Below are 15,138 nucleotides of genomic sequence, written 5' to 3' on the forward strand. Positions count from 1 at the left end.
CTTTGCATCTTTGTAAGCGTAGTTTGACTTGAATCCACTGGTATATGTATCTCCGCCGACCTTTACAGTTGCCTTTACCATGTAGTTGCGACTAATACCTGCTTTACGCCCAATTTCGGAATATACAATGGTGTCTGTTTGCCCTCCATTGTAGTACAAATCTCCACCCGCTACATCAATAGCCCACGCTGTAAGTGGAGCGCCGACAACCATAACTGCTGCTACAAGACCAACTACTTTCGTTCTCAACTTCTTTGCTCTCATTCGATAAACCTCCTTTCTCTTTTTTGCTTTTTGATAGTTTTATGTCACGTACTGTTTTTGCTAACCTCAACATAACATATATTTATGTTAAATATCAATTTGCCATAAGCATGTACCGAATTTGCCGTCGGCTTTAATAGGTGCATTTCCTATCTGGCGAGTGCTCGCTTTCCCCTGAACTGCATCATTAGCAAACGCTGGTATAAGGGGCAAAAAAAGAAGTGTTATAAAAAGGGCAGCGAATAAAATCAAGACGAAGGGCACGGTTGCTTTCCCGATAATAATGCCCGGTTTAGGTGATGCCTCCATGCTGGCGACCTCCATCAAATCAAATGGACGATGGATGCCGCTTGTGCTTCAGGTAATGAAAGGCATCCACCCGAATGTCGCCAAACATCTAAGCTGCGCAAGAAAACACAACTAGGGGCAGATGCCCTTCAGCACATGTTTTCTTGCGATGCGTTTGGTCGCACCTTAGATGTTTGGCGATGGGAATTTTATCATCTTGATGCAGGGTAATGTATGCACATCAGATATCCGTTATCCAGAAGGCGCTAGTATTAGAGTCACGTGTTTGACTGCTGCATATCCCCTTTGCTTTGCTGTGCTTCTCGACCCTGTGGCTACTACAAGTTGCTGCAATCCACGTGACTTTCTGCTTGTCCTCCGTCCGCAACTGCCGGGACACATTGCTTGGCGCAAAGTCTCTCTATTGCCTCGAAATGTGATGTGGTGGTTTCCTGCATGGCCATAGGGGCGCATTACTTGGCGTGGAGCCTCTCATCTTCTTTTCTTTAATTTTTTGTGAAGGGGCCCTTTGTTGGGGTATCGTTTCATTCGGAACGAAACGCATGCCAAACGCGTCCATTCCCATAGAGAGGGTAGGACCCCGTGTCTCAATTGGATTTCGTCCGGGTCGACAAGGATCCGGAGCGCATTGCCGAGCTCGCGATATTCGCGGAGGGCATCTTCAGGGAGTATTTCTCGACACTTCACGAACCTGCGAAGGTCGATTATCTGGTAAATCACACCTTGTCGCTCGAAACGCTTACCACCGCCATCGCCGATGAGGGCTATGAGTACTACTTCGTCGATGACGCGCAGACGGAGGAGCACCTCGGTTTCGTCGGCATCAGACCCGACGACGGCTTCCTTTACCTCAGCAAGCTCTATCTCATCAAGGGCGCGCGCGGCAAAGGTCTTGGCCGCGCCGAGTTCGAGTTCGTGAAGCAGCGCGCGCGAGAGCACGGTCTCGGACGCATCAGACTCACGTGCGCACGCGACAACATCGCGAGCCTCGATCGCTACGATCACATGGGGTTCAAGAGAATCGCCTGCGTCAACAATGACGTTGGCGGCGGCTTTGAGATGAACGACTACCTGATGGAGTACACGCTCGAGGACGCTTCCTAGTCCTCGTCAACCTCGATGGCGCCGAGCGGGCACTCTTCCATGCACTCGCCGCAACCGTCGCAGCTATCCTCGTTTACAACAGAAGCGACGCTTCCGACAATGTCGAGCACGCCATTGGGGCAGGTATCAACGCAGATACCACATCCTGAACATTCGTCGATGTCTATCGTGGGCTGGGGCATGTGCAAGCCTTTCGTCTCGGTAACATCACGTATGCAAAATAGCGGTAACCCCTCCATAAGGCAACATGTTTTTTCTTCGATTCCAAGAAGGTTGGTTGTTGACCGCTTGTTCACGAATGATGCCAAGAAACAAATAAGAAGCCCACGGTCAAACTGAGAATATCTAAGTGTTACATATTGGTAACAGGTGTTATAAATAGCTTATAAAACTTGACAATAGGACACTTAGATTTCATAATGCTCAATGTAAATATATACGTAATTCCACATGAAGGAAGGCATAGATATGAGCAAGATTATTGGTATTGACCTTGGCACGACTAACTCGGCCATGGCGGTTCTCGAGGGCGGCGAGCCCACGATTATCGTCAACGCGGAAGGTGACCGCACCACTCCGTCCGTTGTCGGTTTCCGCAAGGATGGCGAGCGCGTCGTCGGCAAGGCAGCAAAGAACCAGGCTGTTACCAACCCCGAGAACACCGTTGCGTCTATCAAGCGCTTCATCGGTCGCAATTATGATGAGACCGAGTCCGAGCGTGCGACTGTCGCCTACAACGTCGTCAAGGGTAAGGACGGCCGTAACATGGTGCAGATCGACGGGCATGACTACACGCCCGAGGAGATTTCGGCCATGGTGCTCCAGAAGCTCAAGGCTGACGCTGAGAAGTACCTGGGCGAGCCGGTGACCGAGGCTGTCATCACCGTTCCGGCTTACTTCAACGACGCACAGCGTCAGGCAACCAAGGATGCTGGCAAGATCGCCGGCCTCGAGGTCAAGCGTATCATCAACGAGCCTACCGCAGCAGCGCTGGCTTACGGCCTCGACAAGAAGGGCGTCGACGAGAAGATCCTCGTCTTCGACCTCGGCGGCGGCACCTTTGACGTTTCCATCCTCGAGATGGGCGATGGCGTCTTCGAGGTCCTCGCGACCGCAGGCGACAACCACCTGGGTGGCGATGACTGGGATCAGCGCATCATCGATTGGCTGGCCGACAAGTTCCAGGCAGATCATGGTATTGACCTGCGCAAGGACAAGATGGCTCTGCAGCGCCTCAAGGAAGCTGCCGAGAAGGCCAAGATGGAGCTCTCCAACACGCAGCAGGCGGCTATCAACCTGCCGTTCATCACGGCTGTCGATGGCAACCCGGTCCACCTGGACTACTCGCTGACACGTGCCGAGTTCGAGCGCATCACTGCAGACCTGCTCGAGCGTTGCAAGACGCCGGTCGAGACCGCGATGAAGGACGCTGGCCTTTCCAGCGGAGAGATCGACGAGGTTATCCTCGTTGGTGGCTCCACCCGTATGCCGGCTGTCCAAGAGGAAGTCAAGAAGATCACGGGCAAGGATCCGCACATGGGCGTCAACCCGGACGAGGTCGTTGCCATTGGCGCGGCTATCCAGGGCGGCGTGCTCGGCGGTGACGTCGAGGGCATCCTCTTGCTCGATGTGACCCCGCTTTCGCTGGGCGTCGAGACCATGGGTGGCGTCATGACCAAGATGATCGATCGCAACACGACGATCCCGACGCGCAAGACCGAGGTGTATTCCACGGCGGCCGATAACCAGACCTCCGTCGAGATTCACGTCCTGCAGGGCGAGCGCGAGTTCGCACGCGACAACAAGACGCTGGGTCGCTTCCAGCTGACGGGCATCCCCGCGGCACCGCGTGGCATCCCGCAGATCGAGGTCACGTTCGACATCGACGCCAACGGCATCGTCAACGTGTCCGCCAAGGATCTGGGCACGGGTCAGGAGCAGAAGATCACGATCTCCGGTTCCACGGCTCTGTCCGACGAGGAAGTCGACCGCATGGTGGCCGACGCCCAGGATCACGCGGCCGAGGACGAGGCCCGCAAGGCCGAGGTCGAGACCCGCAACCAGGCCGACTCGATCGTCTACGCGACCGAGAAGACCCTCAAGGATCTGGGCGACAAGGTTCCGCAGGCGTCCAAGGATGAGGTCGAGGCAGCCATCGCGGCCGTCAAGACGGCTCTCGAGGGCAGCGATGTCGACGACATCAAGGCCAAGACCGAGGCCCTGCAGCAGGCAAGCTACAAGCTCGCCGAGATCGCGTACGGCAATGGCCAGCAGGCTGACGGTCAGCCGGGCAACACCGCAAGCGGTTCGTACGACACCAACGCCGGTGGCGACGAGGTCGTCGATGCCGACTACGAGGTCGTTGATGACGAGAAGGACAACTAATCATGTCCGCCGCGCAGAAAGACGATACGCTCAAAGGGGCTGCCACTGGCAGCCCCGAGGGCGCTAGCCCCGTAGACGAGAACGTCGAAGAGGCCATCGAGGCCGAGGTCATCGAGGAGCAAGACGAGGTCCAGGAGGACACTCCCAATCTCTTCGAGGCCATCACTGCCGAGGTGACCGAGCTACGCGATCGCTACGCGAGGCTGCAAGCAGAGTGGGATAACTACCGCAAGCGCACGCAGGCAGAGCGTGAGTCCGAGCGTGTGCGTGCCTCGGAGAATCTCGTCATGGATTTGCTCCCCCTGCTCGATGACCTCGAGCGTGCCATCAAGCATGCGAGGGAGACGGGCGAAGGCGGCACCCTGACGGATGGCGTCGAGGCAATCCAGAACAAGTTCCTGCAGATTCTGGAGAAACACAAAGTCACGCAAATCGCCGCGCTGGGCGAGCCGTTTGATGCGATGCAGCATCAGGCAGTTGGCACCGAGGAGGACGCAAGCGTCCCCGAGGAGACGGTCGTCAATGTGTTCCAGCAAGGCTACAAGATGGGCGAGCGTGTCATACGCCCCGCAATGGTCGTGACGAGCACCGGAGGCCCCGCACGGGAGCCGCAAGGAGCTAACGAGTAATAGTCGGGGAAACGCGTTCGTAAGGGCGCGTTTCTTCTTGTAGATAGAAAGGTGGAAGACGCATGTCAAAGAACTACTACGACATACTCGGCGTGAAGAAGTCCGCTTCCGCCGATGAGATAAAGAAGGCATTTCGCAAGCTTGCCCAGAAGCATCATCCCGATGCGGGCGGCGATGAGGAGACCTTCAAGGAGATTAACGAGGCGTACGAAGTCCTCTCCGATCCCGAGAAGAAGGAGCAGTACGACACCTACGGAACCGTGGGCAACTTCGCCGACCAGGCTGGCGCCTGGGGCGGTGCGGGCCAGGGATGGCCCGGCGGTGGCGGTCGTACCTACACCTACACTTCTAGCGGTGATGGCGCGGGCTTTGACTGGGCCGATATCTTCAGCAACATTCGCGGTGGCGATGGGGCGTTCGGCAGCGATTGGGATTTCAACGTCAATCGGGCGCATAAGGGCCAGGACCTCCAGACCTCCATCGAGCTCACGTTTGACGAGGCGTTCAAGGGCACGACGAAGAAGGTCTCGATCAGGATTCCGAGCACGGGCGATACCGAGACGGTCACGGTCAAGGTGCCGGAGGGCGCCGTTGACGGCGGCAGGTTGCGGTTCCGTGGCAAGGGCGAGCACGGCACCAACGGCGGCGAGCGAGGTGACTTGCTCATCGTTACGAAGATTGCCGAGCACCCCGTGTACAAGCGCGAGAAGGCGGATGTCGTGATGGAGCTCCCCGTCAGCATCGACGAGGCGATACTCGGCGCGAGCATCGTCATTCCCGCCCCAGACGGCACGCGCGTCAAGCTGCGCGTCCCCGCAGGCACGCAAGACGGCAAGGTCCTGCGCGTCAAGGGCAAGGGCGCCAAGGACGTGAAGGGCAAGAAGGGCACGGGCGACCTGCGCATCAAGGTGAAGGTCGAGACACCCAAGAACCTCAACGCCGAGCAGAAGAAGGCTATCGAGGAGTTTCGTGCTGCATCTCCCTCGCCGGATACGCTGCGAAGCGCCTTGAACGATCAGATGAAGGCCGTCAAGGCATAGGACAAGGAGCGTGTTATGGCACAGACAGATAGGAACAAGCCGCTCTACATGATTAGCGTCGCAGCCGATCTTGCCGGGCTTCATCCGCAGACCCTGCGCATCTACGAGGCAAAGGGTCTCGTGTCGCCCCAGCGCACGAGCGGCAACACACGCATGTACTCGCAAGCCGACGTTGATCGTCTGGAGCTCATCGGCAGGCTTACGGACGAAGGCATCAATCTGGCCGGTGTCATGCGCATCCTCGACCAGAGGGAGCGCATGCGCGAGATCCAGGCGGAGGCCGATAAGCTGCGCGAGGAGGTCGAGCGCCTGCATGATGCCATGCACGAGCTCGAGATGCGCCAGACAATCGCGACGCTCATGAACAAGCCAGACCATTCCAGGCTCCTGAGCGAGGGATTCTCCGGCTTGTAATGCACATCGTTTGCATTACTGCATTACGTAAATTGAAAAGAAGTGGTCGCGTGGTTTCCTTCGAGGGACTTCGCGGCGTGCATATATAACTGAATAGTGGAGGAATAAAAATGAGAATAGACAAATTGGCGGTCACCGCGCAGGAGGCTTTGCAAAACGCAATCTCCATAGCGGCAGACATGGAGGCGGCGGCAGTCGAGCCAGAGCACTTGCTCAAGGCGCTGCTCGACTCCAACGAGGGAAACCTGACCGCAATCATCGAGAGGATCGGCGCAGACCCGCGTGCGATCGACATGGCGATAACTGAAGATTTGGAGAAACAGCCCAAGGTTTCGGGCACGATGCCCAATGTGAGCCAGCGTTTGGCAACCGTCGTCGATGACGCTGTCAAAATCGCAGGCAAGATGGGCGATGCCTTTGCGACTACCGAGCATTTGCTCATAGCCCTAACCGAGGACAAAGGCGAGGCAGGCAAGGAGCTTTCGCTTGCCGGTGTGACGCGCAGTCGCGTCGAGCAGGTCTATGAGGAGCTGCGCGGCGATACGCGCGTGACCGATCGCGACTCGAAGACGCAGTTCGAGGCACTTGAGCAATATGGCAAAAACCTTACGCAAGAGGCTCGTGACGGCAAGCTCGACCCTGTCATCGGTCGTAACGACGAGATTCGTCACACCATTCAGGTTCTGGCGCGTCGTACCAAGAACAATCCGTGCCTCATTGGCGAGCCGGGCGTCGGCAAGACGGCCATCGTCGAGGGTCTCGCCCAGCGCATCGTTGCGGGTGACGTCCCTTCGACGCTGCTCAACAAGGAGATCGTGGCGCTCGACCTGGGCTCCATGGTCGCGGGTGCCAAGTATCGCGGCGAGTTCGAGGATCGTCTTAAGGCGGTGCTGCGCGAGGTCGAGCAGTCCGATGGCAACATCATCCTGTTCATCGACGAGCTGCATACCATCGTGGGCGCTGGCGCGAGCGAGGGTTCGCTCGACGCGGGCAACATGCTCAAGCCTGCCCTGGCACGTGGCGAACTGCACGCCATCGGTGCGACCACGCTCAACGAGTACCGTAAGTACATCGAGAAGGACTCTGCACTCGAGCGTAGGTTCCAGCCCGTCATGGTAAGTGAGCCCTCCGTCGAGGAGACGGTCTCGATTCTGCGTGGCATCAAGGAGAAGTACGAGATCCATCACGGCGTGCGCATCCAGGACTCGGCCATCGTGGCCGCAGCCCAGCTGTCCAACCGCTACATCACGGATCGCTTCCTGCCAGACAAGGCCATCGACCTCGTAGATGAGGCTGGTAGTCGCCTGCGCATGGAGATCGACTCGTCCCCGATGGAGATTGACCTGCTCGATCGCATGCTCACGCAGATGCAGATTGAGGAGCAGGCGCTCATGAAGGAGGATGACGAGCTTTCCAAGCAGAGACTCGAGGAGCTCCGTGGCCAGATTGCCGAGCAGCAGCAAGAGCTCGACAAGCTGCGCGCCGAGTGGTCCAACCAGAAAGACGCCATCAACCGCGTGCGCGAGATCAAGGCGGAGATAGACCAGGCGCAAAATGACGAGGACCGTTGCACGCGCGAGGGCGACCTCGTGGCGGCATCCGAGATTCGTTTTGGCAGGATTCCGCAACTCAAGGCAGAGCTCGAGGAGGCAACGGCCGTGCTCGAGGCGTCTCAGGACGATGACGGCATCCTCAAGGAGGAGGTTACCGCCGAGGATATCGCCGATGTCGTGAGCAGCTGGACGGGCGTGCCCGTGAGCAAGATGATGGAAGGCGAGATGGCCAAGCTCGTTGGCCTCGAGGACACCCTGCATGGGCGCGTCATCGGCCAGGAGGAGGCCGTGCATGCGGTTGCCGGCGCCATCAGGCGCAGCCGCAGCGGTCTTTCCGATCCGGACAGGCCCATCGGCAGCTTCCTGTTCCTCGGCCCCACGGGCGTGGGCAAGACCGAGCTCACCAAGGCGCTTGCGGAGGCACTCTTCGATGACGAGCGTGCGATGGTGCGTATCGACATGTCCGAGTACATGGAGAAGTTCAGCGTGCAGCGTCTTATCGGCGCGCCCCCGGGATATGTCGGCTACGAGGAAGGTGGCCAACTCACCGAGGCCGTGCGCAGGCACCCGTATTCGGTCATCCTGCTCGACGAGATCGAGAAGGCGCATCCGGACGTGTTCAACGTGCTTCTGCAGGTGCTTGACGATGGTCGTCTGACCGATGGCCAGGGTCGTGTCGTGAGCTTCAAGAACTCGATCATCATCATGACGAGTAACCTTGGCTCGCAGTTCATCCAGGAGTTCATGGAGACGGGTGACAAGGACGCGATGGATGCCGCCATCCAGAACGCCCTGCGTCAGTCCTTCAGGCCCGAGTTCCTCAATCGTATCGACGAGATCATCACGTTCACCTCGCTCGATATGGAGCACCTCGAGAAGATCGTCGACCTGCAGCTCGAGAAGGTGCGCGAGCGTCTGGCCGAGCGTCGCATCACGCTCGAGCTCACGCCCGCCGTGCTGGAGCGCCTGTCGCTTGACGGTTTCGATCCGCTCTTCGGTGCGCGTCCGCTCAAGCGCCTCATCCAGCACGAGGTCGTCGATCGCGTCGCCAACGAGATGGTCTCCGGCCACCTGCAGGAGGGCGATACGATTACCATCGACCTCGACGAGGACGGCGACTACACCGTGACGATCGGGGAGTAACGACGGCTCGAAGATGTGAGCAAACTATGTAGAAAGGGAGTCAGTTTTTGAAGCTGGCTCCCTTTTTTCATGTGGGGACAATCTTTACTGTTATCATCGAGCGTATGGAAGAGACGCAGCAACACATGCAGCCTATACAGGGACTGAGCACGGCAGAAGTCAACGAGCGTATCGCCGCCGGCAAAGTCAACGAGAACGCCGATGTGCATACACGCAGCATCCCGCGCATCGTGCGTGACAACATCTGCACGCTCTTCAACCTCGTCAACATCATCCTTGCCATTGCCATCTTCTGGACGGGTTCGTATCGCAACCTCCTGTTCATGGCGATCATCATCTGCAACATCGTCATCGGCATCTACCAGGAGGTACGCTCCAAGCTCACCATCGACCGCCTCTCGGTCATCACCTCATCCAAGGCGCACGTCATTCGTGATGGCAAGCAGCTGAGCATCGGCCTTGACCAGATCGTGCTCGACGACGTCATCATGCTCGAACGTGGCGACCAGGTGCCCTCGGACTGCGAGGTCATCGAAGGCTCGTGCAGCGCCAACGAGAGCCTGCTCACGGGCGAGGCGGACCTCGTGCCAAAGAAGGTGGGCGACGAGCTGTACTCCGGGAGCTTTATCAGTTCTGGTTCCTGCATCGCGCGCGTCACCGCCGTGGGTGTGGACAACTACGCGACAAAGATCAACAACGAGGCCAAGGTCTATCGCAAGGTACGCTCCGACATCATGGAATCGCTGCGCAAGATCATCAAGTTTGTCACCGTGCTCATCGTGCCTCTCGGTGCCGCGCTCGTCATCAAGGAGTGCTGGCTCGGCGGCGGCACGATCGATTCCGCGATCCTGCACACCTCGGCTGCGCTCGTCGGAATGATTCCGCAGGGGCTAATCCTGTTGACCTCGGCCGTGCTCGCCGTGAGCGTCATTCGCCTCGCGCAGCATAAGGTGCTCGTCCAGGAGCTGTACTGCGTCGAGACGCTCGCCCGCGTTGACGTCGTCTGCCTCGACAAGACGGGCACCATCACCACGGGCGAGATGGACGTCGACGAGGTCATCCCCTTCGATGGCGTGCCCTATGACGAGGCCCTGCACGCGCTCGTCGCGCTTGATGCGCTCTCGAAGGACGATAACGAGACCGCCAAGGCCATCAAGGCCTACATCACCGGGCTCGAAGAGCGCCCCGATGCGCCCAAGGCCGTGCAGGGCGAGACGCGTTACGTGCCGTTTTCTTCCGAGCGCAAGTATTCGGGTGTTTGCTACGGCAGCGATGCTGGCAACTATGCCATGGGTGCGGCCGAATTCGTCTTGAAAGGGTCTGACGAGTTACCCGAGGTACTCGAGAAGATCGAACGGCTTGCGGGCGTGCGTCGCGTGCTCGTGCTCGCCAAGGTCGCCGACTTCGACAAGGAAGACGAGATCGTCGGGCCGGTCGAGCCGCTCGTGCTCATCTTCATCCGCGATCGCGTGCGTCCCACGGCAGCCCAGACGCTCGACTACTTCAAGCAGCAGGGCGTGCGTATCAACATCATCAGCGGTGATGCGGTCGAGACGGTATCGAACATCGCCGCCTCCGTGGGCGTGCCCGATGCCGACAAGTGCATCGACATGAGCACGGTGACCACCGAGGAGGAGCTGCGCGAGGCGGCGCGCACCTGCCGCGTCTTCGGGCGCGTGAGTCCCGCGCAGAAGAAGCAGCTCGTCGTGGCGCTGCAGGACCAGGGCCATACCGTCGCCATGACCGGCGATGGCGTGAACGACGTCCTCGCGCTGCATGCGGCGGATTGCTCGGTCGCCATGGGCACGGGATCGGATGCCGCGCGCAGCATCGCCCAGCTCATACTGCTCGACGATGACTTCGCCTCGATGCCGCCCGTCGTCGCCGAGGGTCGTCGCTCCATCAACAACCTGCAGCGGTCGGGCTCGCTGTTTCTCGTCAAGACGATCTTCTCCGTCGTCATGTCGCTCATGTTCATCTTTATCGTCGCGTACAACTATCCCTTCGTCACCATTCAGCTCACGCTCATCGATGCTTTCACTGTCGGTTTGCCGTCCTTCGTTCTTGCGCTCGAACCCAATCGAGATCTCATTCGCGGCGAGTTTCTGCGCAACGTCATCACGCGCGCCATTCCCGGCGCCATCTGCGTCATAACCTCGGTCGTCATTGCCGTCATATTCTGCTTCGTGACTGGTCATTCCCAGGATCAGTTCTCGACGATGTGCGTCGTCTTGACCTGCGTCTCGGGCGTCAACCTTGTCATACGCCTTTCGATTCCCTTCAATTACATACGTACAGCGTTGCTTGTCGTCATTCTCGCGGGACTGGTGCTCGGCATATTCGTCTTTGGCCCCGTCTTCATGCTCGTGCCGCTCACGGGCGAGATGGCCATTGCCACCCTCGTCGCTGCGCTGTTCATCACGGTTCTCTTCAACGTCCTCTTTAACGTTGCGCTCGATCGGGAACGCGCCTATCTCGATTCGCTTGCGGGCGAGTAGCAGCGTGACGGGGGTTCCGTGACAGGAGGAGACGGGGAGGTGACAAGGGGGACGGGGGTTCTGTCACGCAGCAGGTGACGCAGGACGGGGCGGATTCTAGCGGTCATTGCACGCATGGAAAGGATGTGGTGCAATGGCTAAATACTCTATCGATGATTGGACGGCGGTCAAAGAGAGGCTTCGCGCGGGTGATTCGATCAGGGAGTGCGCAAGGCGGACCGGAATCGGACGTGGTGCCGTTTTCAAGTGGAGCCGAATGGACCGCCCTCCGGATCGGATGGTGCTTACAATGGACGCCGCGAGCTGCCCGACCCCGAGCGCAAGAACATCGCCCAAGCAGCGCCTGACATACGAGGACCGCTGCTTTATCGCGGCCCTTCTCGATGTCGGGCGCACCAACCAAGAGATTGCCGATAAAATGAACATCAGCAGGACGACCGTCGCTCGCGAGCTTTCCCGGGTGCAAGGACCCTACGATCCGAGGCACGCCCAGCTTGATGCGAGGAAGAAGGCGAAAAGGCCAAAACCCCGCAAGCTCGATGCCCGAGGCCCCCTTAGGGCCTATGTGCTGCAGATGCTTGCCAGCAGATGGTCGCCCGAGCAGGTCTCCAAGCGGATCGAAGAAGACTTCCCGGATGACGAGGAGATGCGCATAAGCCACGAGACGATATACCAGTCCCTTTATGTGCAAGGCTACGGGACGCTGCGCCATGAGCTCGGCGTCGAGTACGCCTTGCGCACCAAGCGCCGCGGTCGCAAACCGGCATCCAAGCTCCCCGCAAAGAACAGGCCCTGGCTTAAGGATGCGCATATATCCAAGAGGCCCCCGGAGGCGGGTGACCGCTCCATCCCCGGGCATTGGGAAGGGGACCTGATCATTGGAAGCGACCTGTCGAGCTGCCTCATAACCCTCGTGGAGAGAAGGTCGCGCTTCCTTTTGATGTCGAGGCTGGCCTGCCATGACGCGGACACGGTCGCAGAGCGCATGGCGCAGATGGCCGAGGGGATCCCCGAGGAGCTCAGGCGCACGCTCACCTGGGATCAGGGGTCGGAGATGGCATGCGTGGACAGGTTCAAGCTCTCCTCTGGCTTCGAGGTGTATTTCTGCGATCCGCACTCTCCTTGGCAGCGGCCCACCAATGAGAATGTGAACGGGCTGATCAGGGAGTTCTTCCCCAAAGAGACTGACTTCACGGAGGTGTCGGACGAAGAGGTGGGCAAGGTGCGGTGGCTGCTCAACAACCGTCCGAGGAAGGTCCTGGGCTGGAAGTTCCCTTCCGAGGCTATGCAGGAAGTGTTGGCGGAAGGTGCAATGATCGCCTGAACCCGCCCGGGGATAATGTCACCGTTTACAGGTGACATTATCCCCGTCCTGCGTCACCTGCTCTGCGTCACCTGCTTGCGTCTCCCCGTCATGCCCCCATTCCCCCCGTCACGCTGCGTGCCATATGCCATCTGAACGGCTATAATCCGCGTATTATGTTGCCCCGATTTCACTGGTCCGATATCACGACCGTCGGTCACTACCTTGGCGTGCTCATCCTGATGACGGGCGCGGCTATGTGCGTGCCCGCCGTCATCGCCCTTGTTTTCGGGGAGTTTCGTCAACTTGGGGCTTTCATCGTCGGCATCGGCGTATGCCTGACCGTCGGATCAGCGCTGCGCTTCTTCAAGGCGCGTGGACTCGATCGACGTCGGGCGCTGCTTCTCGTGGGTTTTGGCTGGATTGTCATCGGCATCGTCTGCGCGGTGCCGCTGCTTTTGTCTGGCTCGTTCAGCTCGTGGTTCGATGCGCTCTTCGATTCCGTTTCGGCGCTTACCACGACGGGTGTGACGCTCGTGAACGACGTGGACTCCCTGAGCTACTCGCAGATTACCTGGCGTGTGATCATGTCGTTTGGTGGCGCGTTGACGGTTGTCGTCATTGCCATGTACTCCGGATTCTTTGGCGAAGGTTCGCGCGTCTTCATGATGAACGAGCGCCGCGATGGGGAGCGCACGCGGGCGCGCATCAGCGAGACCTGCCTTTCGGTCCTGCGCGTATACGGGAGCTTTGCCCTTGTCGGGGCACTTGCCGCGACGGTGATTTGCCTGTTTTTGGGGCTGCATCCCGTCGATGCGATCATGAACGGCTTCTGGCTTGCCCTGACCGCCATCGGCACGGGTGGTTTCGTGCCCCATACCTCCGACCTCATCTATTACCATTCGCTTCCCTTGCAGTTTGTGCTGAGCGCCCTCATGATTGCCGGGGCGATCAGCTTTGCCGTGTACGCATACGCACGCGCTGGACGTTTCAAGCACATCAAGCGCAACGCAGAGCTACGCGTATATGCCCTGTGGATCGTGGTGCTCGTCGCCTTCGTGACATGGATCATGACGCGCGAGGACATCTTCACGAGCTTGGGTGGCCTCATGCAAAACGGCCTCTCCACGGTTATCTCCGCTGCGACCACCTGCGGCATGCAAGCGGTCTATCCCGAGCAGATCGGCGGCACCATCACGGATGGCGTGGTCATTCTCGTCATCGTTGCGATCCTCTTTGGCGCCTGCGCGTATTCCTCGGGCGGCGGTATCAAGTTCGTGCGCATTCTGCAGGTGCTGCGCTGGATCAAGTACTCGATTCTCGTGCGCCTGGCTCCCGATAACGCACGCGTGCGTATCAAGTACGAGCACTTCGGATCGCAGACGTTGAGCTCCGAGGACGCGATGATCGCGATGACGGTCTTCATCCTGTATCTGGGTACGGCGGCACTTGGCTCCATGGCCTTCATCGCCTTTGGCAACGATGCTCTCAACTCGGTTTTCGAGGCCATCAGCTACGTGACCAACTGCGGTATGACGACCGAAATCACGCAGGCCGGCCTACCCTTTGGACTCAAGATCGTCGCCTTGCTCCTCATGTGGGCCGGGCGCGTCGAGTTCATTGCGCTCATCGGCGCCATTGTCGGTATCCTCATTTCGTTGCATCCCGACAACCTCTTCAGTAACGACAGGTCACGTGACCTGCGCATATTCAAGCGCAAGAATAGCGGTGGATTGGCCTGGCGTAGTCGCAAGCACCAGGAATCAAAACAGCGTGGAAAGACGCTTGTCGTGGCGGGGATGCTCGTCCTCAGTCTCGGCTGCCTTGGCGTGGGCGCACCGGCGGCAAGCGCCGTCTCGAACGGTGCGCAGGTTCCCGTGCACGAGGTGGAGTCGCTGAGCAACCCCTCGACCTACAGCTCGGTGGACATCCATGCGCTGCTTTCCGCGGGCACGCGCCAGAACGACAGGGAGGTCGTCTTCACGGGCGAGGCAACGGGATCTCCCATCATTGCCGATGCCAATCATGTGTGGGTAAACGTGAAGAATGGCGGCGCGATGGTCGGTGTCTACATGGACGCACAGCTTGCCGAGCAGATCACGCATTACGCACGCTACGAGCATACGGGTGACATGATTACCGTACAGGGCGTGTATCACCTGGCTTGCGCCGACCATAACGGCGAGCTCGAAGTGCATGCCGAGAACATCGAGGTTAATGCCCAAGGTGAGAGCTGGACTAGTACCGTCAGTCCCGCGATGTATGTCTTTGGCATCATTTTCATCGTGCTTGGATTTGCCCTGACGCTTTTGCGTCAGACCTTGCACGGAAGGATGCGGCTCAGGAATCTGTTCAAGTGGGAGAGAAACTGACGAAGCGCCGATAGGCGATTCGTTCATGGCTATAATAGGCACGGCAAGGAGGAGAGGCATGAAAGCGGTATTTCAGAGGCACGTGCAAAAAAAAGGCAGTCCGGTCATCGGCATGCTTGTCGTG

12 protein-coding genes are annotated in these 15,138 nt (G+C 58.8%); 9 read left to right on the forward strand and 3 right to left on the reverse strand.

The window, feature by feature from the left end; translation table 11 throughout:
• On the reverse strand, positions 1-264 hold a 264-nt coding region (locus DBY20_01900), incomplete at its 3' end, for a hypothetical protein (GenBank protein PWL79519.1).
• Between the two features lie 87 nt (positions 265-351).
• Positions 352-573 (reverse strand): hypothetical protein, encoded by a 222-nt coding sequence (locus DBY20_01905; GenBank protein ID PWL79520.1) that lies wholly within the window; start codon positions 571-573, stop codon positions 352-354.
• A gap of 582 nt (positions 574-1,155) precedes the next feature.
• Here DBY20_01905 and DBY20_01910 point away from each other — a divergent pair.
• Entirely contained in the window at positions 1,156-1,677 is a 522-nt protein-coding gene (locus tag DBY20_01910) for a GNAT family N-acetyltransferase (GenBank protein ID PWL79521.1), read from the forward strand.
• On the opposite strand, the gene DBY20_01915 is transcribed toward DBY20_01910, so the two are convergent.
• Positions 1,674-1,859: a 4Fe-4S ferredoxin gene (locus DBY20_01915; GenBank protein ID PWL79522.1), complete on the reverse strand. Its 186-nt coding sequence runs from the start codon at positions 1,857-1,859 to the stop codon at positions 1,674-1,676. The two genes, DBY20_01910 and DBY20_01915, sit on opposite strands and share 4 nt — an antisense overlap.
• 286 nt (positions 1,860-2,145) lie before the next feature.
• Between DBY20_01915 and DBY20_01920 the strand changes: the two genes are divergently transcribed.
• The 8 genes from DBY20_01920 (at position 2,146) to DBY20_01955 (ending at position 15,014) form a co-directional block, all read left to right on the forward strand.
• Complete coding sequence (locus DBY20_01920) at positions 2,146-4,062, forward strand: molecular chaperone DnaK (GenBank protein ID PWL79523.1); 1,917 nt, start codon at positions 2,146-2,148, stop codon at positions 4,060-4,062.
• 2 nt (positions 4,063-4,064) lie between these two features.
• A complete protein-coding gene (grpE, locus tag DBY20_01925) occupies positions 4,065-4,691 on the forward strand; it encodes a nucleotide exchange factor GrpE (protein ID PWL79524.1) in 627 nt (208 codons plus the stop codon).
• 62 nt (positions 4,692-4,753) lie between these two features.
• The gene (locus DBY20_01930; protein ID PWL79525.1) at positions 4,754-5,731 is read left to right on the forward strand and encodes a molecular chaperone DnaJ; all 978 of its coding nucleotides are present in this window, start codon (positions 4,754-4,756) and stop codon (positions 5,729-5,731) included.
• 15 nt (positions 5,732-5,746) lie between these two features.
• A complete protein-coding gene (locus DBY20_01935) occupies positions 5,747-6,145 on the forward strand; it encodes a MerR family transcriptional regulator (GenBank protein PWL79526.1) in 399 nt (132 codons plus the stop codon).
• A gap of 110 nt (positions 6,146-6,255) precedes the next feature.
• The gene (gene clpB, locus DBY20_01940) at positions 6,256-8,841 is read left to right on the forward strand and encodes an ATP-dependent chaperone ClpB (GenBank protein PWL79527.1); all 2,586 of its coding nucleotides are present in this window, start codon (positions 6,256-6,258) and stop codon (positions 8,839-8,841) included.
• 104 nt (positions 8,842-8,945) lie between these two features.
• A complete protein-coding gene (locus DBY20_01945; GenBank protein ID PWL79528.1) occupies positions 8,946-11,339 on the forward strand; it encodes a haloacid dehalogenase in 2,394 nt (797 codons plus the stop codon).
• Positions 11,340-11,472: 133 nt separating this feature from the next.
• Entirely contained in the window at positions 11,473-12,663 is a 1,191-nt protein-coding gene (locus DBY20_01950) for an IS30 family transposase (GenBank protein PWL79529.1), read from the forward strand.
• 155 nt (positions 12,664-12,818) lie between these two features.
• Positions 12,819-15,014: a hypothetical protein gene (locus DBY20_01955; GenBank protein PWL79530.1), complete on the forward strand. Its 2,196-nt coding sequence runs from the start codon at positions 12,819-12,821 to the stop codon at positions 15,012-15,014.
• The last annotated feature ends 124 nt before the right edge of the window (positions 15,015-15,138 follow it).

The organism is Coriobacteriia bacterium (assembly GCA_003149935.1).
Lineage (GTDB): Bacteria > Actinomycetota > Coriobacteriia > Coriobacteriales > QAMH01 > QAMH01.